Source organism: Leptolyngbya sp. DQ-M1 (assembly GCF_039962505.1).
In the GTDB taxonomy this organism is placed as follows: domain Bacteria; phylum Cyanobacteriota; class Cyanobacteriia; order Leptolyngbyales; family Leptolyngbyaceae; genus Leptolyngbya.
Genome location: NZ_JAMPLJ010000009.1, coordinates 44952 through 67645, shown reverse-complemented (window position 1 = coordinate 67645; position 22694 = coordinate 44952). Strand labels below are relative to the sequence as shown.

Annotated in this window: 21 protein-coding genes, 2 tRNA genes, 2 pseudogenes and 1 CRISPR repeat array (1 of these 26 only partly in view); of the genes and pseudogenes, 18 read left to right on the top strand and 7 right to left on the bottom strand. The window is 48.0% G+C overall.

What is annotated here, in order from left to right; translation table 11 throughout:
* Positions 1-35 precede the first annotated feature (35 nt).
* From NC981_RS21835 to NC981_RS21810, 6 genes and pseudogenes are all read left to right on the top strand, one after another.
* A complete protein-coding gene (locus tag NC981_RS21835) occupies positions 36-1631 on the top strand; it encodes a cryptochrome/photolyase family protein (RefSeq protein WP_348244835.1) in 1596 nt (531 codons plus the stop codon).
* Positions 1594-1923 (top strand): hypothetical protein, encoded by a 330-nt coding sequence (locus tag NC981_RS21830; protein ID WP_348244834.1) that lies wholly within the window; start codon positions 1594-1596, stop codon positions 1921-1923. Before NC981_RS21835 ends, NC981_RS21830 begins: the two co-directional genes overlap by 38 nt.
* Before the next feature lie 121 nt (positions 1924-2044).
* A complete protein-coding gene (locus NC981_RS21825; RefSeq protein ID WP_348244833.1) occupies positions 2045-2407 on the top strand; it encodes a metalloregulator ArsR/SmtB family transcription factor in 363 nt (120 codons plus the stop codon).
* Between the two features lie 402 nt (positions 2408-2809).
* Positions 2810-2986, top strand: a pseudogene (locus tag NC981_RS21820) (biliverdin-producing heme oxygenase); the annotation flags it as partial.
* A gap of 304 nt (positions 2987-3290) precedes the next feature.
* Complete coding sequence (locus tag NC981_RS21815; RefSeq protein ID WP_348244832.1) at positions 3291-3941, top strand: Hsp20/alpha crystallin family protein; 651 nt, start codon at positions 3291-3293, stop codon at positions 3939-3941.
* A gap of 31 nt (positions 3942-3972) precedes the next feature.
* A complete protein-coding gene (locus NC981_RS21810) occupies positions 3973-4143 on the top strand; it encodes a hypothetical protein (RefSeq protein ID WP_190375085.1) in 171 nt (56 codons plus the stop codon).
* A gap of 70 nt (positions 4144-4213) precedes the next feature.
* Here NC981_RS21810 and NC981_RS21805 read toward each other — a convergent pair.
* The 3 genes and pseudogenes from NC981_RS21805 to NC981_RS21795 form a co-directional block, all read right to left on the bottom strand.
* Positions 4214-4401: pseudogene (locus NC981_RS21805) on the bottom strand (NAD(P)/FAD-dependent oxidoreductase); the annotation flags it as partial.
* A 95-nt stretch (positions 4402-4496) separates the two neighbouring features.
* Entirely contained in the window at positions 4497-4790 is a 294-nt protein-coding gene (locus NC981_RS21800; protein ID WP_190375086.1) for a hypothetical protein, read from the bottom strand.
* A 66-nt stretch (positions 4791-4856) separates the two neighbouring features.
* On the bottom strand, positions 4857-5183 hold the full coding sequence (locus tag NC981_RS21795; protein ID WP_190375087.1) for an RNA-binding protein: 327 nt from the start codon (positions 5181-5183) through the stop codon (positions 4857-4859).
* A 263-nt stretch (positions 5184-5446) separates the two neighbouring features.
* On the opposite strand from NC981_RS21795, the gene NC981_RS21790 reads away from it, so the two are divergent.
* Both NC981_RS21790 and NC981_RS21785 read left to right on the top strand, forming a co-directional pair.
* Positions 5447-7363, top strand: a complete 1917-nt coding sequence (locus NC981_RS21790; RefSeq protein WP_348244831.1) for a S9 family peptidase — start codon at positions 5447-5449, stop codon at positions 7361-7363.
* A gap of 6 nt (positions 7364-7369) precedes the next feature.
* A complete protein-coding gene (locus tag NC981_RS21785) occupies positions 7370-8257 on the top strand; it encodes a beta-1,6-N-acetylglucosaminyltransferase (RefSeq protein ID WP_348244830.1) in 888 nt (295 codons plus the stop codon).
* Here NC981_RS21785 and NC981_RS21780 read toward each other — a convergent pair.
* Positions 8245-9216, bottom strand: a complete 972-nt coding sequence (locus NC981_RS21780; RefSeq protein ID WP_348244895.1) for a glycosyltransferase family 2 protein — start codon at positions 9214-9216, stop codon at positions 8245-8247. The genes NC981_RS21785 and NC981_RS21780 overlap by 13 nt on opposite strands.
* 103 nt (positions 9217-9319) lie before the next feature.
* Between NC981_RS21780 and NC981_RS21775 the strand changes: the two genes are divergently transcribed.
* Positions 9320-9401: transfer RNA gene (locus NC981_RS21775), tRNA-Leu, on the top strand.
* Between the two features lie 25 nt (positions 9402-9426).
* Here NC981_RS21775 and NC981_RS21770 read toward each other — a convergent pair.
* Both NC981_RS21770 and polA read right to left on the bottom strand, forming a co-directional pair.
* Positions 9427-10008, bottom strand: coding sequence for a Uma2 family endonuclease (locus tag NC981_RS21770; protein ID WP_348244829.1), 582 nt, complete (start codon positions 10006-10008; stop codon positions 9427-9429).
* A gap of 31 nt (positions 10009-10039) precedes the next feature.
* Positions 10040-12958, bottom strand: a complete 2919-nt coding sequence (polA, locus tag NC981_RS21765) for a DNA polymerase I (RefSeq protein WP_348244828.1) — start codon at positions 12956-12958, stop codon at positions 10040-10042.
* A 195-nt stretch (positions 12959-13153) separates the two neighbouring features.
* Here polA and NC981_RS21760 point away from each other — a divergent pair, with 195 nt between their 5' ends.
* From NC981_RS21760 to NC981_RS21730, 7 genes are all read left to right on the top strand, one after another.
* The gene (locus tag NC981_RS21760) at positions 13154-14857 is read left to right on the top strand and encodes a PAS domain S-box protein (protein ID WP_348244827.1); all 1704 of its coding nucleotides are present in this window, start codon (positions 13154-13156) and stop codon (positions 14855-14857) included.
* A gap of 168 nt (positions 14858-15025) precedes the next feature.
* On the top strand, positions 15026-15499 hold the full coding sequence (locus tag NC981_RS21755; RefSeq protein ID WP_190375104.1) for a CRR6 family NdhI maturation factor: 474 nt from the start codon (positions 15026-15028) through the stop codon (positions 15497-15499).
* Positions 15500-15532: 33 nt separating this feature from the next.
* Complete coding sequence (locus NC981_RS21750; protein WP_348244826.1) at positions 15533-16873, top strand: oligosaccharide flippase family protein; 1341 nt, start codon at positions 15533-15535, stop codon at positions 16871-16873.
* Positions 16874-16985: 112 nt separating this feature from the next.
* Entirely contained in the window at positions 16986-18260 is a 1275-nt protein-coding gene (locus tag NC981_RS21745) for a GTP cyclohydrolase II (RefSeq protein ID WP_348244825.1), read from the top strand.
* Positions 18253-19461: a URC4/urg3 family protein gene (locus tag NC981_RS21740; RefSeq protein ID WP_348244824.1), complete on the top strand. Its 1209-nt coding sequence runs from the start codon at positions 18253-18255 to the stop codon at positions 19459-19461. Before NC981_RS21745 ends, NC981_RS21740 begins: the two co-directional genes overlap by 8 nt.
* Before the next feature lie 2 nt (positions 19462-19463).
* Positions 19464-20099, top strand: a complete 636-nt coding sequence (gene upp / locus NC981_RS21735) for a uracil phosphoribosyltransferase (protein WP_190375108.1) — start codon at positions 19464-19466, stop codon at positions 20097-20099.
* A 22-nt stretch (positions 20100-20121) separates the two neighbouring features.
* Positions 20122-20192: transfer RNA gene (locus tag NC981_RS21730), tRNA-Cys, on the top strand.
* Between the two features lie 327 nt (positions 20193-20519).
* Here NC981_RS21730 and NC981_RS21725 read toward each other — a convergent pair.
* Entirely contained in the window at positions 20520-21002 is a 483-nt protein-coding gene (locus NC981_RS21725; protein ID WP_348244823.1) for a hypothetical protein, read from the bottom strand.
* A gap of 220 nt (positions 21003-21222) precedes the next feature.
* Between NC981_RS21725 and NC981_RS21720 the strand changes: the two genes are divergently transcribed.
* Both NC981_RS21720 and NC981_RS21715 read left to right on the top strand, forming a co-directional pair.
* Positions 21223-21435: a hypothetical protein gene (locus tag NC981_RS21720; protein ID WP_348244822.1), complete on the top strand. Its 213-nt coding sequence runs from the start codon at positions 21223-21225 to the stop codon at positions 21433-21435.
* A gap of 152 nt (positions 21436-21587) precedes the next feature.
* On the top strand, positions 21588-22139 hold the full coding sequence (locus NC981_RS21715; protein ID WP_348244821.1) for a hypothetical protein: 552 nt from the start codon (positions 21588-21590) through the stop codon (positions 22137-22139).
* A 40-nt stretch (positions 22140-22179) separates the two neighbouring features.
* Positions 22180-22694: a CRISPR direct-repeat array (repeat unit 37 nt; unit sequence GTTTCAGCCCTACCGCCCAGATTGCGCCGACTGCAAC) (it continues 256 nt past the right edge of the window).

Below are 22694 nucleotides of genomic sequence, written 5' to 3'. Positions count from 1 at the left end.
GTAATCGAGTTGCGTGGAATCATTGAGATTAGAGCATGAGCATCGGAGTATGGGTACTGGGCGATCAGCTTTGGACAGGGCAAACTGCATTGCAAAGCTGCAAAGATAACCCTAAGCAAACGCACGTCTTTTTTATTGAGTCGCTACACCATGCTCAACAGTTGCCGTATCATCTGCAAAAGTTGGTGCTAGTTTGGTCAGCAATGCGCCACTTTGCTGAAGAACTGAAGCAAGAAGGCTGGATTGTTAGCTATACACAATCGATTGACTTTCAAACGCCGCTGATCAAGTGGATTGAGCAATACGGAATTACGGAACTGCGGGTGATGGCTCCGGCCGATCGTCCGTTTATGAGGCTGATTCAGTCACTCAATCTTCCTTGCTCTGTAACTTTTACTCCGAACAATCGCTTCATTTGGCAGGATCAAGAGTTTGTCGATTGGGCACGATCGCGCAAACGCCTATTGATGGAAGACTTTTATCGTGAAGGACGGCAGCGATTTAATGTTTTGATGGATGGGAAGCATCCGCTTGGAGGGCGCTGGAACTTCGATCGGGACAATCGCAAGCCCCCCAAAGGTAAATTGACTCTGCCCGAAGCACTTTGGTTTGAGCCAGACCAGATCACCCAAGACGTGATTGACTGGGTAAAGCAGTCCCCAAATCTTAAAGATAGTCAAGCCTATTGGCAAATTGAACCCTTTCAATGGGGAGTCACCCGCACACAAGCATTACAGGTACTAGACTTTTTTATTAAAACTCGACTGTCTAACTTTGGCCCTTATCAGGATGCAATGGTCACGGGTGAACAGACCCTATGGCACGCAATGTTATCGCCTTATCTGAACATTGGACTATTGCACCCTTTAGAAGTGGTACAAGCCGCAGAGCAGGCTTATTACGCTAATCGGGATACCTGGGAACTCAATAGCGTTGAAGGCTTTGTCAGACAAATCATCGGCTGGCGTGAGTATATGCACGGTATCTATGTGTACATGGGCGAAGACTATCCCGATCGCAACTGGTTTAATCACACGCAACCGCTTCCAGACTTTTACTGGACAGGCGAAACAAAGATGAACTGTTTGCACCATGTTCTGACTCAAGTCAAAGCGACGGGATACGCCCACCACATTCAGCGATTGATGGTTCTGAACAACTTTGCATTGATTGCAGGGATCTCTCCGCAAGAATTGCAGGACTGGTTTCATACTGCCTTTATTGATGGGTATGACTGGGTGATGCAAGCGAATGTGATTGGCATGGGACAGTATGCAGATGGTGGCATGATGGCATCAAAGCCTTATGCCGCTTCAGCAAATTACATCAATACCATGAGTGACTATTGCAAACACTGTACATACAATCCCCGCAGTCGCACTGGAGAAACGGCTTGCCCGTTTAACTTCATGTACTGGGACTTTCTTGCCCGACATTACGACAAGCTTAAGCACAATCCACGCATGACACAGATCTATCGCAACTTAGAGCGCATCTCAGCCGAGGAACTTCAGCTAATTCGCGCCGAAGCAGAACAGTGGAGAACCGAACATCGACAGACCGAATATCCCCTTCCTTCTACCCCTGCACCTCATGGATCGCCTGACGCAACTCCGCAATCAGTACCTTGACCTAACAAATCACGTTTTGCCAGACTTAGCCCGATCGCGCCATTTCCCCGTTCGCTACAATCATTGCTTTCAGCGCATTATTCTAGATAATCTATTCGATCGCTGCTGGTATGAAGTCTTAGAACGTAAGCGCATTCCTGCCTATCAGCAATTAACCGAAGCCCAGTTAGAAAGCGCGATCGCACTAGCAAACAGCATCATCGCTCAGCCTGACTCATACTTACAGCAACTCAATCAAAACAGCTTAAACTGGCGCGGAAAAGCGAGTGAATCAAACTCCCAAAAGCGCTAGATTCTCTGGAATTGTGAGACGATAGGCTCCCTGCTTGATCGTAATTTCCTGAATGCTTAACGTGTAGCTATAATCTTAATTAGTTATATAATCGAACTCACTCTGATTGCCAAGTTTCCCTATGCCCAAAGTGAAACCCTCAAAGGTTGATCCAGCGATTCTTGCGGCAGTCGCTGACTATTTCAAGGTGCTGTCAGAAGTGAGTCGGCTCCAGATTCTGACTTGCCTGAAATCGGGGGCAAAGAACGTCATGGAAATTTCAGAGGCAACGGGATTAGGACAAGCAAATTTGTCTAAGCACCTAAAGGTTTTATACCAAGCTGGCATACTCTCGCGTGAAGCAAAGGGAACGAGCGCCTACTACGAAATTGCCGACCCAATGATTTTTGAGTTCTGTGAGTTAGCTTGCGATCGCGTGGCTGAACGAGCGGAACAACAAGCAGCAAGTTTAAAGGCTTTACGCAGCAAAACCTCCGTGTTCTAGCAGGCTTACAGAACATAAACTTTGAAAAATCAATTCTGTTTGATCGCTGGAACGGCGCTGTATCGCAAACTGTTTGAGCCATTGTCTCTGTCGCGATACAGGTAAAACTTACTGTCTGCTTCAAGCACTCTCCAAGCCACGCAAGTCATCCGATCGTTGAAGCGATTGTATTTCCCGAACTTCACCGCGCTGCGAATTTAGAGCACGACTTAGCCTTCTTCTACGGTGACAACTGGCGAGAAGAAATCGCACCCCTGCCCACGGGTCAAATCTATGTTGATCGACTGCGCGAGATTTCTAATACCGAATTAAACATAGAATGCGACAGATCATACTCAAAGTCCCCCAGAATGGGGGATTTAGGGGGCGAGAATCTGTCGCATCCACAAATCAATCTGGTATAACACAAGCCCGGTTTTGTTGATTGCTCATGCTTATACACGCTACTTGGGCAATTTGTCAGGTGGTCAAGCATTGAAACGTATTGTGCGATCGGCATTAAAACTACAAACCGTTCAGGGCACAGAATTCTATGAGTTTGAGCAGCTCCCGACTGTAGAGGCAAAGCTAGCCTTCAAAGGGTGGGCAATTTGGCTGCTGAAAGCCGTTGGATTAGCGCACAAAGTTGCCATGCCGCCGCAGTCTACTACTGCCCCTAAACTGTAGTGAAACTAGGAATATTTTTGCAGTTAAAGCATTAACAGCTAAGTTAAGGCGATAGTTAGCAGGTCTCGCCTGCGATCGCGCTCTGAGCTTAAAATTCCGCGAAGCGAGTTGTGCGAGTCTATCAACGTCCTCACAAGTTCCTCACAGTCTTTGCGTATCTTGAACATAGAGCGATTTAGTTCTCGCTCTATGTTCAAAGAAGACCAGGAGGAATGTTATGTCGCTGATTCACTGGCAACCTCTTAAAGAATTGGAAGCATTACGGCATCAGATGAATCAGGTTTTCGATGCGTGGCTGCACCCAGATCCAGAAGCCCGATCGCTGTCACCAATCGACGGTATGGCTTGGACACCTGCGATCGAACTTCACGAAACCGATACCGATGTCGTTCTCAAAGCAGAAGTTCCGGGGATAGAAGCAAAAGATCTGGATGTGCAAGTTTCTGAACATACGATATCGATCTCTGGTCATCACCAAGAGGAAACACGAACCGAAGAAAAAGGCGTATTTCGCTCTGAGCTGCGGTATGGACAGTTTCAACGCTTGATTCCGCTCCCAACGGCGGTGCAATACGACCAAGTGAAAGCAGACTTCAAGAACGGCATTCTGACACTAACCTTGCCTAAAATTGAATCGGCACGTAAGCCTGTAGTGAAGGTGAACCTGGAAGAAAAATTGCGCGAGGCAACGACTCAACACCGGCAAGCCAAAGAACACCAGGAACAAACCGTCCACCGCCGGGCTGAAGATGCTTTAGAAACGATGCAAATGGGTGATCTTGATCAAGCGACACGGGAAACGCTAACCCAAGAGCGACACCAAAACGAGCAGCGGCAAGAATCTGCTCATCTGCGAGCCAACCAGTAAAAGCAACCTACGTACTGTTTGAGGAGAAAATATGTTTACTCGAATGCGATCGAGTTGGGAAACTGTGAAGGCAATTCCAAACGAAGTTGGACAATTTATCGCTGGAGCAATCAGTCGCATCTTTGGACTCAACGATGATAACTATCCAGCAACCGGAGTTCAACCCTTTGAAGGAGAACCCGCTAAGGAAAAACATTTCTAGCTTGAATTGTGAATCAGGAGATGAGTTGAGGATTACAACCTCAACTCATTTTTATGATATTGAAGATTCAAGAATGGCTCAGATCTCCAGCAAGCTGCTTCTGATATTCAGCATTCAAATCGCCTGTTGGATAGTACCAAATATTCCAGTTGCCAATTCCATATTGTGCCGGATCAAAGCGTTCGTCGAGTCCAAGATAGATATTAAAGGCACTTGCAATTCGTACCGAGTTAAGCGATCGTGCTCTTTTTAGCTCAGCTTTATTTTCGACTGCTGCTCAGGTTCTAAATGTTCAGCCGAGTAGCACTAACGCAACGCCGAACAGGACTTGTAGAACGTCGATCGAACCTACATTAAATTCGTGTCGAAATTGATCGCAGCTCATCTGGAATTACGTCCGCATCCGAAAACTCCAGAATCGTTTCTGACAGTCCCAGATATCCCGATTCTGCAAATGATAACAACATCCGTTGCAGCGCAAACCACACTTCCGGTTCATATTCCCAATCGCGCCCCCGACTTGCCCGACCAGAAATCGACTTCAGCGCCCAAAAATAACTATTTCGCACCACAGACCCCCCTTTTTTAAACGGCGGCACATCTTCGTGATGCAGATACAGAATATCGCTTTCGATTCTCGCTCTCATTTTTCCAACCTAAAAGAAATCCCCCATAGCCATACGCTACAGGGGATTCAATTCTAGCGAATTAAATTAATAGCCGCCGCGCGAGAATCCGCCTCGACGATCGCCACCATTGCGACCACCGCCACCGCCACTGCGGCCACCGCCCGATTCTTCACGGGGCTTTGCCTTGTTGACACGCATATCGCGACCCATCCATTCCGCACCGTCTAGGGCTTCGATCGCTTTATCTTCTTCGGCATCCGTTTCCATTTCCACAAATCCGAACCCACGCATCCGTCCAGTTTCACGATCAACCGGAAGCTGAACGCGCTTAACAGATCCGTATTCTGCGAAGATTTCGGTCAAATCTTCCCGCGTAACCTCGTAAGATAGGTTACCTACATAAATCGACATTGAAAAAGATCTCCAGAACCAGAAATAACCGAGGCAGTCGTATCGGAGTGTGCCTGCTTTAGCCCAAACAAACTTGCTAGTTTCAATGAAAACGAACGAGTCACTGTCAGAAAAAACAAACGATTCAACCGAATCAATACCTCTTCTCATTTACTGTAACACGAATCTCTAGAGCGGACAGATTTCAACAATTTGAGATATATCGCAATGTTTGAACGATCGCGATAGTTTAGAGTCTGGGAAACGGTGATTTGGAGGATCTTATGGCTGTGGCATCTTATGGCACTTGGAAGTCGCCGATTAGCTCGGATCTGATTGTGGCAGGGACGATCGGACTCGGACAAATTAAGCTGGACGGCAAAACAATTTACTGGAGCGAGTCACGTCCGACTGAGGCAGGACGGAATGTGATTGTGCAACGTTCAGCGAATGGCGAGACGATCGATCTGACACCTGCCCCATTCAACGCCCGTACACGGGTGCATGAATACGGGGGAGGGGCATTTATGATTGCGAATGGAACCGTTTATTTCTCGAATTTTGCCGATCAGCGACTTTATCAGCAGACCGATGGAGCTGAGCCGATCGCGCTGACTCCTGAAGCATCGTTACGATATGCCGATGCCCTATTCGATAGTGCTCGAAATCGCCTCGTTTGTGTACGCGAAGAACATCAAGATCAAAGCGTTGAGAATACGATCGCGGCAATTTCGCTCACGGATCAAAGTCAAACCGTTCTGGTTTCAGGTTCAGATTCCTATGCGTTTCCGCGTCTGAGTCCTGATGGTTCTCGCCTCAGTTGGATTTGTTGGAATCATCCGAATATGCCTTGGGATGGAACCGAACTCTGGACAGCAAACATTAGAGCAGACGGAACGCTAGACACACCGGAAAAGATTGCAGGTGGATTAGAGGAATCGATTTTTCAGCCGGAATGGTCGCCGGATGGCAGTTTGATTTTTATTGGCGATCGTACGGGCTGGTGGAATTTCTACCGCTGGAATCCTACAACCGGAAAAACTGAATCCCTCTGTGAGAAAGCCGCAGAATTTGGTTTACCGCTCTGGGTGTTTGGAATGTCTACCTATGGCTTTGCTGGAAATCAAATCATTTGTAGCTATACCGAAAATGGATTGAGCCGCTTTGCCAGTTTAGATTTAGACACTCGCGAACTCACTCCAATCGCAACGCCTTACACCAGCATTGCAGGGCTCCAAGCTTGTGCAGATCATGCGGTATTTCTGGGCGGATCATCAACGGAGCCGAGCGCGATCGTCAAATACGATTTACAGACTCAACAATTTGAAGTGCTGAGACGCGCCAGCGAACTGCGGATTGATCCCGGTTATCTTTCAGTGCCAGAAGCGATCGAGTTCCCGACTGAGAATAATCTCACGGCTTTTGCTTTGTACTATGCGCCCAAAAATAAAGATTACACCGCTTCTGAAGGCGAACGTCCACCGATGCTAGTCAAGAGTCACGGAGGCCCGACCGCTTCGACTTCTGCTGCATTTAACTTAGGCATTCAGTATTGGACAAGTCGCGGCTTTGCAGTTCTCGACGTGAATTATGGCGGCAGTACCGGATATGGACGCGCTTATCGCGAACGTTTGAAAGGAACTTGGGGCATTGTCGATGTCGATGACTGTGCAAATGGAGCAAAATATCTCGCCGAGCAAGGCAAGGTGGATGGAGATCGCTTAGTGATTGCAGGCGGAAGTGCAGGCGGATATACAACGCTCTGCGCTCTCACATTTAGAAATACATTCAAAGCAGGCGCAAGTTACTATGGCGTGAGCGACCTCAAAGCGTTGGCAGAAGATACTCATAAGTTTGAATCACGCTATCTTGATGGTTTGATTGGTGCTTATCCAGAAAGAGCCGATTTGTACGAGGAGCGCTCTCCGATTAGTGCGGTCGATCGCTTATCTTGTCCGGTGATCTTCTTTCAGGGTGACGAGGATAAAATCGTACCGCCGAATCAAGCCGAAATGATGGTTGATGCTTTGAAACAAAAAGGATTACCTGTAGCATATGTGTTGTTTGAAGGCGAACAACATGGATTCCGTAAAGCAGAAAACATCAAACGTGCTTTAGATGGAGAATTCTATTTCTATTCACGGGTGTTTGGGTTCGAGCCTGCGGATAAAATCGAGCCTGTGCCAATCTTTAATCTCTAGAAGGCTATGACTCCAGTCGTTGGATTTATTTTGCTGACTCATGCTCATCCAAATCAGATCCGGCGATTGGTCGATCGCTTAAATCGCCTGTTTGATCAGCCGCCGATCGTCTGTCATCACGATTTTCTTCAGTGTCCGTTGTCGATCAAGTCTTTCTCCAGCAATGTCTCGTTTGTTGATCCACCAATGCGAACGCGCTGGGCTGAATTTTCAGCCGTCGAAGCCACCGTTCGAGCAATGGTACAAATGCAGCACCGGGTCGATCGGCCCCAATGGACAATCTTGCTCAGTGGTTCAGACTACCCGATCAAATCTGCCGATCAAATTCTGGCGGATCTGAATGCGACTGAGGCAGATGCTCACATGAGTGCTGAACTAATTCAGCCGTCGAACCTGAAAAGTGTTTGGCATCGAGAAATGCACAACCGCTACTATACGCGCTGGATACCCATGCCGAAATCGATCGCAGATGCGCTGAAGCTCAATTGGCAACGCTTGCGGTTGAAGCCAGAGATTTTAATGCGCCCCTTTGTGCCGTATAACTCGAAGTTACAATGTTATGCAGGTTCACAGTGGTTTGCAGCGAACCAACGTGCGATCGACTACATTGTGAACTTTCACTATACTCGTCCACAGCTTGCCAATCATTTGCGCTGGGTGATGTTTTCCGAAGAAACATATTTCCAAACGATTGTTGCCAATGCGCTTGATCTCAAAATCAATACGAACGATTGGCGCTACAAGGATTGGTCTATGGGTGGACCACACCCGAAAACGCTCGATCAATCTGATTTGCCAAAATTACAAGCTTCTTCCGCTCATTTTGCACGTAAGTTTACGCCCGATGCTCCTGTACTTGATGATCTCGATCGTATCATTTTTCAGCTAGAGTAATCCGCTTCCTGATGTTGAGAACTGCCTCGCTCAAACCCCGCAACCTCAGATAGCGTATAGAGCGGACGGTTTTTCACTTCTTCGTAAATTCGTCCAATATACTCGCCTAAGATGCCAATACTGAGAAGTTGCACTGCACCGAGAAAAAAGATGGCGACGACGATCGTGGTTAATCCGGTTAGCGGTGAGGCAGGATAAGCGATCCTCCAGTAAAACACTAAAATCATCATCACAATTGCAACAAATGCAGCGAATAAACCTACATAAGTAGAAATGCGAAGCGGAACTTTTGAGAATGAAACTAAACCGTTAATCGCTAATCCTAGTGATTTATGAAAGGAATACTTCACTTCACCGGCAAATCTTGGATCGCGCTCAAATTTCACCGCAGTTTGACGAAATCCGACCCACGATCGTAATCCCCGAATATAGCGATTGCGCTCTGGCATTGCATTTAACAAATCTACGACCTGACGATCGATTAAACAAAAGTCTCCGGTATCGATTGGAATCTCTACATCTGCAAGCTGTTTGAGCAATCGATAAAACAGATATGCCGTGAATCGCTTAAACCAGCTTTCTTTGTGGCGTTGGGTTCGCTGAGCATAAACGACCTGATATCCCTGTCGCCACTGATTGATCAGTTCTGGAATCAGTTCGGGTGGATCTTGCAAATCTGCATCTAATATCACCACGACGCGACCTCGTGCATAATTTAATCCGGCAGTCACAGCGATTTGATGCCCGAAATTCCGCGCCAAACTGAGATAACACACCCGCGAATCCTGATTGTGCAGTTCTCGAATGAGGTGAAGCGATCGATCCTTGCTGCCGTCGTTAATCAAAATTAATTCCACTACATCATCAAGCTGATTCATCACGGCACTCACGCGATCGTACAGGGCGGGAATCGTGGCTTCTTCGTTGTACACCGGAATAACCAAAGAATACTTAGGCAACATGGGAGATCGGCAACTCGCAGATCGATCGTCCCATGATTTGCCAGATTAAAATAATTCTTGATTGAAATGCGATCGATCCTGTATAGTAAGGAGACATCCAGGGCGGATGGCGAAACTGGTAGACGCACCACACTCAAAATGTGGCACCGAAAGGTATGAGAGTTCGATTCTCTCTCCGCCCATTACATCCAAGCGATGAACTTTACACTAAATTGCTTTCCTGAGTTCATCGATCGCACCAAGCATATCCGTTTCAGCAGTTAGGATACAGCGGCTCAAAAGCTGAATATTGAGGTCTTGTAAGCCTGGAATCTCACTGCGCTGAATCTTTCTATAGTTGCCTTCAAACAATCGATAAAGTGCGAAAACGCCATCTTCCCAAAACCAAACTTCAGGAATTTCTAAGACTTGATATCGAGGCAGCTTGGATTCATTTCCAGAGGTAAAAACGACCTCAATCGCTAAATCTGGAATTGCTTTGCGACCCACGTAAAAGCTCTCATCCGGTTGAAGCGACACGATGCCTTCTCGCTCTCGATCGGCTGAGCCTGTAGGAATGAATTGAACGCGCCGCTCTAAACAGTAATGACCCATTAAGAAAAGAATGATGCGGCTGAATAAATCATGAGGTTCAGAAGGCATGAAAATTTCGATCGTATTTGCAAAGTAAGTCAGTTTAGCGTGAGAAACTTCAAATGCTTGTTGCAGCAGTTTGAATTGATTCCAAGTACGATCGGGAATTGAGATGATACGACTTTGAGCGGTGCTTGCGGTAGTTTGAGTTTGCATAGCGGTAAGGACTGATCCCTCAACGTCTGAATTATTTTGTATCCATCCAATTGTTGCCAGCACGAATATCTACAACTAGCGGCACACTCAGAGAAACGGCGTTCTCCATAACTCGCTTAATCTTGGGCTGCAACTCTTCCCAAGCATCAGGCTCAACTTCAAACACCAATTCATCATGCACTTGCAGCAACAGATTTGCAGGATAAGCTTTCAGAACTTCGTGCAACTGAGACATTGCAATCTTGATGATGTCTGCACTAGAACCCTGAATCGGCGCGTTAGCTGCGGCTCGAAGAGCTTGCGCCTCGAACTGGTCGCGCAGCTTCAGTTTATCGAGTTGAATGTCATCGGGTGATTTGCCTCGAAGTTTTCGCACCGAATCGGATGAGAAATTGAAGTAGCGTCGTCGTCCTTTGATGGTTTCGACATAACCATTGGCGATTGCTTCTCGCTGCATTTGCTGGAGGTACTCGAAAACGCGAGCATATCGACTGTTAAAGCGATCGATAAAGGTGCGTGCCTGAGCCGAAGTAACTCCCGATTCTCGCGCAAATCGCTGTGCGCCCATGCCATAAATCACACCGAAGTTAATGATTTTTCCCAGTCGTCGTTCTTCAGAGGAGATGTCATCTTTTTCCAACAACAATCGAGCCGTGAGCGAGTGAACATCCTCGTTGTTACGGTAGGTTTCGAGTAGAACAGGTTCTTGACTCAAGTGTGCTAAGATTCGCAGTTCAATTTGCGAATAGTCAGCCGCAACCATGAGCCACCCTTCTTCGGGAATAAAGGCTTTACGGATTTGGCGGCTAAAGGCAGTCCGAATTGGAATGTTTTGGAGGTTGGGGTTAGACGAAGAGAGCCGACCTGTAGAAGTAACTGCTTGGTTAAAGTCGGTATGCACACGATCGGTCTTCGGATTGATTAGAGTTGGTAGCGCATCAACATAGGTTGATTTCAACTTCGTCAAGGTTCGATGTTCCACGATCACATCAACCACCGGATGGTCGCCTTGCAGTTTCTCTAAAGTAGCTGCATCTGTTGAATATCCAGTTTTAATCTTGCGGGATTTCTTCTTATCGAGTCCCAATTTCTCAAACAATAGTTCACTCAATTGTTTAGGAGAACCCAGACTAAACTTTTCGCCTGCTGCTTCGTAAGCTTCTAGTTCGATGCGGTCTAAGTCTTCTTTCAGCGTTTTCGAGAATGCTTCGAGATAGTTGCGATCGATTCTCACCCCGGTTGCTTCCATCTCAGCTAACACAGGTTCAAGCGGTTGTTCGATCTCAATCAGCAGATCATGAAGTTTCGGGAGTTCATGAAGTTCCGATCGTAGTTTTGGAACTAAATTGTATGTTCCATAAACATCCATTCCGCAGTAATGAGCAACTGCAGAGATGTCAACTTCACCAATATGCTTTCCTCTGGGAACTAGATCTCCATACTCTTGAGCCTGAATGCCTAAGTAGCGATAGCTCATATCGCTGAGTTTATGACTGGCCTCAGGGTTGAGAACATAGCTTGCCAGCATTGTATCGAACACAACGCCTGCTAACTCAACGCCTTGGAAGCGGAAGACTAAGCGATCGAACTTCGCATTCTGAAACGCTTTTGGATATTTAACATCTTCGAGAATCGGGCGCAGGGTTTCAAGCGCGATCGCACGATCGAGATTCGTTCCCGAAGTATGACCGATCGGAATGTAAGCCATTGCATCAGATTCCGAACCCCAACAACAACCAATTCCCACTAAATCAGCTTTGATCGGATCAAGGTCGCTAGTTTCAGTGTCCCACGCGACCGGAAACTTCTCACTCGTATGAGTTTTGAGGCGTTTGACCAGTGCATCGAGCTTAGCTTGGGTATCAATAATTTGTGGTGCGATCGACACGACCTCGAATTTTTCCGCACTTTCGGTTTCTTCGGCGCTGAAGAACCATAGGTCATCATCTGCATATTGAGGAACGATCGGTGTTCCTGATTCGAGCGCGGCTTGTTTTGAGCCTTCGGTTTCTGTTAGTTCTGTCTCACCGCTCAGTTGGTCTTTCCACTTCTGGATTTTGTTGTAGAACGATTTAAACTCTAATCGCTCGATCATGGGTTTCAGCGTATCTTCGTCGAATCCTTGGAGTTTACAAGACTGTAGATCGACCGCTAATGGAACGTCTAAATGAATTTGTGCCATCCATTGTGAATGGCGTGCATCTTCGATTCCTGTTTCTAGTTTCTTTTTAACTGCACCTTTGATCTCGTCGATCGATTCATAGACCTTTTCTAGCGATCCATACGCGCTTAATAACTGAACTGCTGTTTTCTCACCAATCCCTTTCACGCCTGGAATATTATCAGATGGGTCGCCGCACAGCGCTTTGAAATCAACCACTTGAGACGGCAGCACTCCTAGCTTTTCTTTAACCTGCTCTACACCAAATTCTTTAGGCGGTGGCGCACCTCTGCCGTAGGTTGTACTCATGTACAGCACTTTAATCTTCCCGTCTGCATCTACTAATTGAAATAAATCACGATCGCCGCTCAAAATTCGTACCGCAAAGCCTTCTTGACTAGCTTTTCGCGCCAGCGTCCCAATCACATCATCCGCTTCATAACCCTGAGCGACCACAATCGGCAAATTCATCGCCTTGAGAAGCTCCTGAAGATTATTCAAGTCAGGCATGAAATCTTCTGGCGTTTCAGGGCGACCTGCTTTGTAGGTTTCATCGGCTTCGTGGCGGTAAGTTGCACCACCGAGATCAAACGCGATCGCCAGATAATCTGGTTTCTCAGCTTCTACAGTTTCAAGCAGCGCTTTGAGAAAACCGTAAGAAACGCTGGTTGGAATTCCAGTCGAGGTGCGTAAACCACCATCGCGACCTTTGGCAAAAGCAAAGTAGGCGCGAAATGCCAGCGAATGACCGTCTACAAGAACAATTTTGGGGGAATGAGTAGCGCTCAAAATCTCGATCGTTTAAAAAAGAAGACAGATTCCATTGTAACGATCTAATGAAGACTAAATCTCTGACTTAAAGTTGACTCTCGCGCCGGATAGACTAAATCTAAGCCCTAATTTTTTCCTTATGGTGAAAAAGCTTTGTATCTTTACTTCCAGGCGAAGGGCAAAATATTTTAGACCCCATCTGCATCTCTTGTTATGGATCTTCCGATCGCTTCTCAGTCTTTTGCGTCTCTAGCCTCTATCAACTGGCAGCAAGCAATCGCAGCAACTCCGGTCGGCATTGTAATTGTAGATGCACACCAGCCTGATTATCCTACAATTTTTGTCAATGCAGCGTTTGAACGCATGACTGGATACACTGCTGCTGAGGCTATTGGACGAAATTGTCGTTTTTTGCAGGGACACGATCGTAAACAACCTGCACTGAACGAGATTAAGCAAGCTTTACGCAACTGTACAAGCTGCACAGTCATCCTACGGAATTACCGCAAAGACGGCACACTGTTCTGTAACGAACTCACAATTTCTCCAATCTTTGATGCAGAAGGACAGGTAATACAATTCATTGGCATACAGAATGATATTACTGAGCGCATCTATCTAGAGACGGAGCGACAGCGCTTAGAGCAGAAACATCAAGAAGCGACACAACTCCTACAAACTGTGATTAACAATACGCCACAGTTAATCTTTTGGAAAGACTTAAACTCAGTTTACTTGGGGTGTAATAAATCGTTTGCGATCGTCGCCGGACTCCATGACCCTAGCGAGATTGTTGGCAAAACGGACTATGATTTGCCCTGGGCACTGGAGCAGATTGAGCTATTTCGAGCTTGTGATGCTGAAGTGCTCAGTAGTGGAATGCCACAATTGCACCTGATCGAAGCACATCCTCAAATTGATGGGGAATCATTTTGGACAGACACCAGTAAAATCCCATTGCGAAATGATGCAGGTGAAGTCATCGGGATTTTGGGAACCTATGAAGACATTACAGAGCGTAAGCAAGCCGAAGAACAGCTTCGCTACAAAACAGAGTCTCTTGAACGTGCGTTACATGATCTACAACGGGCGCAGACCCAGTTAATTCAGAGTGAAAAGATGTCATCGCTAGGTCAACTGGTCGCAGGTGTGGCGCATGAAATTAACAATCCAGTCAGCTTTATCTATAGCAATCTTAAACCTGCCCAAGAGTACATCCACGATTTACTACACCTGATTGAACTGTATCAACAATGCTATCCCCAACCACCCTCTGTAATTCAAGCTGAGATCGAGGCGATCGATTTAGACTTTCTCACCACCGATTTACCGAAGCTCCTAACCTCGATGGAAAACGGAGCAGAGCGGATTCGAGGGATTGTTTTATCACTCCGCACCTTCTCGCGGCTGGATGAAGCGGAGTTCAAACAGGTCGATCTGCATTTTGGCATCGAAAGTACATTGATGATTTTGCAGCATCGGTTAAGAGCAGATAATCGCCGCCCTGCGATTAATGTTGTGAAGCAATACGGCGTCTTGCCTCTGGTGGAATGCTATGCAGGTCAGCTCAATCAGGTGTTTATGAATTTGTTTACGAATGCGATCGACGCGATCGAGGAAGCTTTTCAGCAAGATAGCACCAATCCGATCACTTTAACCGTTACAACAGAAGCTATAGAGGCTCACTCGGTCAGAATTCGCGTGGCAGACACCGGAGCGGGGATGTCTCAAGAAACCTCGAAGCGCATTTTCGATCCCTTTTTTACAACTAAGCCTGTCGGAGTTGGAACAGGAATGGGACTTGCAATTAGTTATCAGGTGATCACTGAACGGCATCAAGGATCGCTTTTCTGCAATTCTCAGCTTGGTCGAGGTACAGAGTTTGTGATTGAGATTCCATGTACCCAGTTGAATTAAACACAATGGATAAAACGTTTTACAAGCGCGATCGTAATTCTCACAGCGCAACTTCTGTGCCTCGCTTCAATGCCTTGAAGCGCAATCAGTACAATTGATCGATCATCATTTAGCACAAACGATCGCAAATCATTAGAAGATAAAAGGCGTGTAGCGGCAGAAATTTTTATGTCAATTGTGATTCATCTCCATGCAGACCAGATCAACGCGGTCGATCTCACACCCGCGATCGCGGCGATCGAACCGCTCAAATCCGACATCCGGCAATACGAACAAAAACTGCAATTCAAAATTGATTACCCCCTTGAACCCGGAGATCCTCGCGAATTATCCGAGGTGCCAGAAGTGCGACTGTGGTTCATTGGACTGGATGCCATGTATCCATGGTTGCCGTTTCTGCTCGACTGGTCGCAGAAAGAGCTAGGGCGATATGCGGCAATGTTAGTTCCCCACGAAATGCGGCCCGATGGCATCGAGTACAACCCCGAAGCGCTGGAAATCTTCGTCATGAGCAAAACTTTTGTGCTGATGAACTGGCTCGAACAGCAGCAGATTGAATCGCGATCGCGCCTCAAGTCGATGACCAAAACGCTCGGATATGAATTAGACGATGGCTTTTTCGCCTTGTTGGAACAACGCTAAGATGATCGGTGCGTCCCGACAAAAAGCGAGTGCATGAGAAACTTAATTTCGACTTGGGTACAGCGTGGAACTAGGTCTCTGCGCGGACGGGATGGTACAGCCGCGATCGTTCAAACGCTGGCGGCTCGTGCATTGATCATTGTCGTGAATATTGCAACAGGAACCATTACTGCCCGCATCTTAGGCCCTGCGGGACGGGGAGAGCAAGCGGCAATGGCGATTTGGCCCCAGTTCTTTGCTTATTCATTGTCGCTTGGATTACCCAGTGCATTGTTATATACCTTGAAGCGATATCCTCAAGAGCGATCGCAAACCTTTTCTGCTGCGGTTTTCTTGGGCATGTTTATTAGCGTTTTTAGCGGTGTCATTGGAGTCATCACGATTCCGTTTTTGATGCAAAAATATCCATCCGAAGCGATTCACTTGTCCCAAGGACTTATGGTAGCGGTGCCGCTGGTAGTATTTACGGAAGTGCTGCGATCGGCAATGGAAGCTAGCGATGAATTTGTGATCGCCAATCAAATTCGCTATCTTCCCCCGCTGAGTACCTTGGCACTGCTGATTGTTTTGGCGGTGACAAAACAACTCACGCCCTTCACCGCTGTTCTGTCCTACTGGCTCCCCGGAATCCCAATGCTGGTTTGGATGATTGCCTGTGCGAAGCGATTTTTTACGATTCGCTTTACGCAGATTCAGCACTCGATTCAGCGATTAGTGCACTATGGTTTTCGGGCGTATGGGATTGATTTGATCAGCGCGTTGGCAGGACAAATTCAGCAAGTGCTAGCGATTAGTGTCCTGGCTCCTGCCGCAATGGGGCTGTATGCGATCGCGTTTAGTCTGTGTCAATTGCTGTATGTGGTGCAAAGTTCTTTTGTAACGGTGCTATTTCCCAAAGCGGCAGCCCGTCCCGTTTCAGAAGTGGTTGAACTGACAAGTAGAGCCGCCAGAATTAGCGGAATGTTGGCGATTTTGATGGCAATTTCGATGATGGCTTTGGCTCCAGGTGTGCTGCACTTACTGTACGGAGAGGCTTATCTGGCAGCGATTCCCATCTTTCGGGTGTTAGCGATCGAAACGGTTCTCGGTGGCACCGCAATCATTCTTTCACAAGCATTCATGGCAACCGATCGGCCGGGAATCGTCACCCTGATTCAAGGCATTGGCTTGATGTTGGGCGCTCCCTTGATTTTGATCCTCACTCCGATGTTTGGATTGTTAGGAATGGGTTTAGCGCTGCTGGGTTCAACAATGATTCGGCTCGTCTCCGTTTGGATTTGCTACCCTGTTGTGCTGAAAATGCCGCCACCCGGCTTGTGGTTAACCCACCAAGACCTGAAATTTATACAACAGAAGTTTCTCAGTCGTTTCTAAAAGATTTATCTACAAGAAATTTTCGAGGTTTGCCACCTAAGACACTATGCATCCATCAACACTCTTGCTACGATCGGGGTTTCAAATCCTGATTCGGTGCGAGAGAGTGTCTATGGTGAGTCAGCCCAACCGTTCACAACCGATTAAACGTTCACAGCCGATCGTTCTCACCTCCCATCCTGCTAAGTTCTCGAAGTCGATCGCGATTCACTGGGGCGAAGCTGATCCGATTAAACGCGGTGCCATCATCGGAACGCTTACCACCCCGGCTCATCGGAACGTGATCGGGACGCATTCCGGTTCTTATGCGGTTTATCGTGCGCTTGCGGTTGCCAGTGGCAAACTCGATGCCAACCATCGCGCTGATCTAACCAATACTGCTCCTGCCGCGCTGCTCCATCCTCATCCCGCTTGGTCTGATCCAGATAAGATCGTGTCGATCGACCCTTTTGGTGCGATCGTTGGCGAGGTGTATCGCGATTTGTACGATCAGGGGTATGACATCAAACCGACGATCGCGATTACCAAAGCCCACATCAATATGCCAGAACTGCAAGACGCGATCGCCAAGGGTCGGTTGCGCGAAGATGGCGAAATTATGAAAAAAGGCGGCGATTTAGTCGTGACGAAAGCCGCGATCGAGCCGGTGTGGTATCTGCCCGGAATAGCAAAACGGCTTAACGTTGAAGAAGGTCTTCTCCGCCGCACGTTATTCGAGCAAACTGGCGGCATGTTCCCCGAACTCGTCACTCGCCCAGATGTCAAAGTGTTTCTGCCTCCGATCGGTGGCATTACCGTTTATATCGTCGGTGATCCTGAGGCGATCGCTGATCCAAATCGTGCCTTAACGGTGCGCGTTCACGACGAGTGCAACGGTTCAGATGTCTTTGGTTCTGACATTTGCACCTGTCGTCCCTACCTGGTTCACGGGATTGAAGAGTGTGTACAAACCGCTCAGCAAGGCGGTGCGGGCGTAATCGTCTATCTCCGCAAAGAAGGACGCGCCCTGGGTGAAGTGACAAAATTTCTCGTTTACAACGCGCGTAAACGTCAAGAGGGCGGCGATCGTGCCGATGCCTACTTCGCCCGAACCGAATGTGTAGCGGGTGTCCAGGATATGCGTTTCCAGGAACTCATGCCCGATGTGCTGCACTGGTTGGGAATTACTCGCATCGATCGCTTTATTTCTATGAGCGACATGAAACACGATGCGGTGACGCGATCGGGAATCGAGATCGTCACGCGAGTTCCGATTCCCGAAGAACTGATTCCGGCTGATGCAATGGTCGAAATCGAGGCGAAAAAAGCCGCCGGATATTACACCGAAAGCGAAATTCTCACCGAAGAAGCCTTAGCTGAGATTAAAGGACGAGGACTGAGTGACTAATCTCGTGGACTATTTGCGATCGCCCAAAGCTATCCGCGATCGTGCTTCTCAGTTGTTTGAGCTTGCACAGGCGGATAAACTCGCCTACTTTCGGCTAGATCTGACGCAGCTTGATGCAGTTGCAGACTATGTGATCGCTGTGATGCGTCAGCAATACCCCGATTTGCAGGTTCCATTTCACAGTCGCTGGCGACACTTTGAAGTCGGCAATTTTCCGCGTGTGCAGCAGCTTGAACAGGCGTTAAAGAACTTATCTCCAGTCGATCAAGCGAAAGCCAAATTCGATCTAGTCGTTCCGAGTGTCTTGCTGGATGCCGGGGCGGGCGATCGCTGGCAATACCTTGAATCTTCTACGGAACAAACTTGGACAAGATCCGAGGGATTAGCGATCGCGTCATTCGATGCCTTTTGCCAAGGTGCGTTCTCGACCCAACCCTATCGAACCGATGCCGAGGGACTCAAGCAGATTACCCCGGAAAAGATTGCCGCTTTTTTCCAGGTGACTCCTGAAAATCCTTTAGTGGGACTCGAAGGACGATCGCACCTGCTGCGAAAACTGGGACATACGATCAAGCAATTCCCGGATCTCTTTGGTGATTCTCCTCGCCCTGGCAATCTAGTGGATTATTTGAGGCATCAGACGCATCAAGGCGAGCTTTCGGCTGTGACGGTATTAAATGCGGTTCTGCTCGGTTTCGGTGACATCTGGTCAGGGAGATTGTCGATCGACGGCACAAATTTAGGCGATGTCTGGCATCATTCCGCTTTACCCGGTGAAGACACAGACCAACTAATCCCGTTTCACAAGCTCTCGCAGTGGCTCACCTACTCCCTGCTTGAACCCTTGCAAGATCTAGGAATCACAATTACTGATCTTGACCAAATGACCGGACTCCCCGAATATCGCAATGGTGGTTTGTGCGTTGATCTCGGACTGCTGCAACTGAAAAATCTACAGCTTGCAGAAATTCCGCATTCTCCAGACTCAGAATTGATCGTGGAATGGCGGGCGCTGACCGTTTGTTTGCTCGATCGCATCGCCGACACCATTCGCACGAAGCTTGATCTCACCTCTGATGCGCTTCCTCTCGTCAAAGTTCTTCAAGGCGGAACCTGGACAGCCGGACGCAAAATCGCCGCATCGCTCCGCCCCGGCGGAACTCCCCCGATTCAAATTTCTAGCGACGGAACCGTTTTTTAACTATGGCTGCAAACCTCACCCTCATCGAGCATCCTTTGATTCAGCACAAACTCAGTTTGATGCGGCGAGAATCGACCAGTACAGCAAAGTTCCGATCGCTGATGACCGAACTGAGTCTGTTACTCGCCTATGAAGTCACGCGGGATCTACCCTTGCGCTACGAAACCATTCAAACTCCGATGGCAGAAATGGAGGCTCCAGTTTTAGCCCCAGACAAAAAGCTCGTTGTTGTATCAATTATGCGTGCCGGGCAAGGCATCCTTGATGGAATCTTGCAGTTGATTCCCTCTGCTAGAGTTGGTCACGTGGGTATTTACCGGGAACCCAATTCGCTAGTGCCGATCGAATACTATTTCAAAGTCCCGGACGATACTGAAGAGCGCGATATGCTCGTCGTTGATCCGATGATGGCAACGGGTAATTCTGCGATCGCGGCAGTCGATCGTCTCAAGCAAACGAATCCGCGATCAATTAAGTTCCTCTGTATTCTGGCGGCTCCTGAAGGCATTACTCATTTTCAAGAGCAGCATCCAGACGTGCCGATCTTTGCAGCCGCGATCGATCAGGGATTAGATGAGCACGGGTATATTATTCCGGGATTAGGAGATGCGGGCGATCGTTTATTCGGTACAAAGTGATATAATAATAGAGATGCAATCTGGCGGCATCGCCAAGTGGTAAGGCAGAGGTCTGCAAAACCTCCACCCCCAGTTCGAATCTGGGTGCCGCCTTGGGTTCCAACACTCTCATTGAAGCTGTGAGCAGGATGTGAGCAAGGAACCGAAAACTGAATAAAGAGGCAGGCTGGCGTTTTGTATCCTACAATACGGTAGTCACAGCTTTTCAATGGGGTTTCAGATCCCTTAAGAAAGCCGTGACTACGGTATAGAGCTATGATACAGAATGCCAAATTTTCATGTTTTCTAGATCTCTCCCAGAACGATCGAGGCTTGGCTTATCCTACTGCTGATGCTTGGGCTAGCGACTTGGGGATTCTGTCGGAGCGGCGCGATTGACGGTCTCACCCTTCATCAGATCGTCAATCGCTTTCCCGCTGTTCACTTCTGACAACGATTGAACACCCACATCGTATCGCCTAACGGCGGGTTGTTCTGAGACAGTGAAGCTCTTCGACTGTAGTAGTCGTAACTGCCTAAGTCATTGATGAAAGCGTACTTGGGCGCGGGCACCTCCCGTCCGATGCTTCTGGAAGCAGACGTGAAATCGCTGTTGAAGAAGTTGACGATAAAACTTTTATCCTGTCCAGCTTCCTTCTGTTTGAGGTCTGACAGAAAAATCGAGCCATATCCATTCCCTTGTCCCATCCCAAACCGATATAACTCGCCCTGTTTAACCCGCTTAATCACGGCACTGATATGAAAAAAGGAACTGCCTGAAACAGGTTTGCCAAACATCAACTCGAACCCTTTGCCATTTGCGTCGCGGTAAACACTTTGACTAAGAGGGCAGGTTTTGGCCAGGGCAGGGGTTGCAGCGGTAATAAAACTGAGCGTAAGCGCGATTAAATTGAGTCTTCTCATCGAGTATCTCCGTGGGTAAAACCCCAATATGGACGGTGGAAAGCGAGATCTCGCTCCTTGATCGGAATTCGTAACGCTATCTCATCGGGATGGCGGAAGGGTTATAGACGGCGGTCGATCTCTCGTTTGGGTATATTAAGCCTGGTTAATTTTGTCTCGTTACATCTGTCGAGCTTGACGGTTTTTTTATGCTTGAGAAGTCCTATCGTTACTGATTTTCATGAGCTTATCCCCTTGGACGATCCGCCCTAAAGTCTTGCTGCTCTCGATTCCGGTATCGGCTGCGTTAATCGTGGCGGGCTGTCTTGCTTATCACCCGATCCGCGTCTGGATGTCCGATGGGGTCTGGCGCGCTCGATTTTCCCCAGATGGCACAAGAGCAATTCTCTACGGCTCCAAGCCTGCTATCAATTTCTCATGGGCTATGGCATAAAGCTTTAGTGTCCGGAAGGTCGCACTGAGACAAGAAAGCCCAAAGATCACTCTCCATGTGCGGGGGCATCCTCAATATCCAGGATTATGCTCACATCTCTTTCTGCGGAGACCTAAAGCGCAGATAGAAGCAAGGCAAATGGAGAAATATTGATGCAAGGCAAGATCAAGACCGTTTTGGCTGTGTTGGCACTTCCCGCAATTTGGGCACTTGGAGCCAAGACGGGTAAAGGCAAGCTGTTTCGATGGTGGCTAGTGCTGAGTCTGTATTATTCCCCGATCGCTATCGTCCAGAATGCAGTAAAACCGACAGCACCTAAGACTGCTTCTGTTGAACAAGCATCTCCAACCCCAACCCCGTCCCCCAAGCCCGTCTTTTCACCGGAGGCGATGAGCAAGGACGTTTTGGACAATGCAGCAAAGTTAGCGGGCGCTCCTGGATGGTTAGGCGGAATCAACACGGACACCCACGTACTGATCCGCTCACTAGGAAAAGACTTAAGCTTTGTCGAGAACTCGTTCAAATCTTTCTGTGGGTACTCGGATGGTGGACAGAATCCCCACAGCGCACCCTATCTTTACCAGAAACAGCTTGAAATGGGAATTGCTGAGCAAGGCGTGTCGGTATCGAGAAGCGAGGATGAAATCAGTAAAATTGCCTCAGTCTTCATGGGGTCTGCCGCTCAATATCAGTGCCCTCGCTAATCCCGGATCTGGGAAAGTCCGTTGCCCTCTGTTTGCCATAGTTTCAGCCCTACCGCCGAGATTGCGCCGACTGCAACTATAGCTTTCAATTCCCTGACAACGTTGCGATCCCGTGTTTCAGCCCTACCGCCCAGATTGCGCCGACTGCAACTTGAGCGCGATCGCTATCTTCTCCAATTGAATGTTTCAGCCCTACCGCCCAGATTGCGCCGACTGCAACGCATCCAGATAGCTTATCTCTTCAGTCTTTTCGGAAGTTTCAGCCCTACCGCCCAGATTGCGCCGACTGCAACGCTCAAGGGATCGGCAAACAAATCGAGTCGAATCTAGTTTCAGCCCTACCGCCCAGATTGCGCCGACTGCAACTAAATCTGCCTCCTCTTCTTCTAGATCAGACAGTCGTTTCAGCCCTACCGCCCAGATTGCGCCGACTGCAACTTCTTCATCGTCTAAAAAAGCAAATACCATTTTGATGTTTCAGCCCTACCGCCCAGATTGCGCCGACTGCAACCATTGTGGTCTCAGGGTTAGACACCTATTCTCAGGAGTTTCAGC

Excerpts from the sequence above, each read along its gene's own strand:
- NC981_RS21790 (WP_348244831.1), top strand. The coding sequence starts at position 5,447 with ATGGCTGTGGCATCTTATGGCACTTGGAAGTCGCCGATTAGCTCGGAT.
- NC981_RS21830 (WP_348244834.1), top strand. The coding sequence starts at position 1,594 with ATGGATCGCCTGACGCAACTCCGCAATCAGTACCTTGACCTAACAAAT.
- NC981_RS21825 (WP_348244833.1), top strand. The coding sequence starts at position 2,045 with ATGCCCAAAGTGAAACCCTCAAAGGTTGATCCAGCGATTCTTGCGGCA.
- NC981_RS21760 (WP_348244827.1), top strand. The coding sequence starts at position 13,154 with ATGGATCTTCCGATCGCTTCTCAGTCTTTTGCGTCTCTAGCCTCTATC.
- upp (WP_190375108.1), top strand. The coding sequence starts at position 19,464 with ATGGCTGCAAACCTCACCCTCATCGAGCATCCTTTGATTCAGCACAAA.
- NC981_RS21715 (WP_348244821.1), top strand. The coding sequence starts at position 21,588 with ATGCAAGGCAAGATCAAGACCGTTTTGGCTGTGTTGGCACTTCCCGCA.
- NC981_RS21815 (WP_348244832.1), top strand. The coding sequence starts at position 3,291 with ATGTCGCTGATTCACTGGCAACCTCTTAAAGAATTGGAAGCATTACGG.
- NC981_RS21745 (WP_348244825.1), top strand. The coding sequence starts at position 16,986 with ATGGTGAGTCAGCCCAACCGTTCACAACCGATTAAACGTTCACAGCCG.
- NC981_RS21795 (WP_190375087.1), bottom strand. The coding sequence starts at position 5,183 with ATGTCGATTTATGTAGGTAACCTATCTTACGAGGTTACGCGGGAAGAT.
- NC981_RS21755 (WP_190375104.1), top strand. The coding sequence starts at position 15,026 with ATGTCAATTGTGATTCATCTCCATGCAGACCAGATCAACGCGGTCGAT.
- NC981_RS21810 (WP_190375085.1), top strand. The coding sequence starts at position 3,973 with ATGTTTACTCGAATGCGATCGAGTTGGGAAACTGTGAAGGCAATTCCA.
- NC981_RS21770 (WP_348244829.1), bottom strand. The coding sequence starts at position 10,008 with ATGCAAACTCAAACTACCGCAAGCACCGCTCAAAGTCGTATCATCTCA.
- NC981_RS21800 (WP_190375086.1), bottom strand. The coding sequence starts at position 4,790 with ATGAGAGCGAGAATCGAAAGCGATATTCTGTATCTGCATCACGAAGAT.
- NC981_RS21785 (WP_348244830.1), top strand. The coding sequence starts at position 7,370 with ATGACTCCAGTCGTTGGATTTATTTTGCTGACTCATGCTCATCCAAAT.
- NC981_RS21835 (WP_348244835.1), top strand. The coding sequence starts at position 36 with ATGAGCATCGGAGTATGGGTACTGGGCGATCAGCTTTGGACAGGGCAA.
- NC981_RS21750 (WP_348244826.1), top strand. The coding sequence starts at position 15,533 with ATGAGAAACTTAATTTCGACTTGGGTACAGCGTGGAACTAGGTCTCTG.
- NC981_RS21720 (WP_348244822.1), top strand. The coding sequence starts at position 21,223 with ATGAGCTTATCCCCTTGGACGATCCGCCCTAAAGTCTTGCTGCTCTCG.
- NC981_RS21725 (WP_348244823.1), bottom strand. The coding sequence starts at position 21,002 with ATGAGAAGACTCAATTTAATCGCGCTTACGCTCAGTTTTATTACCGCT.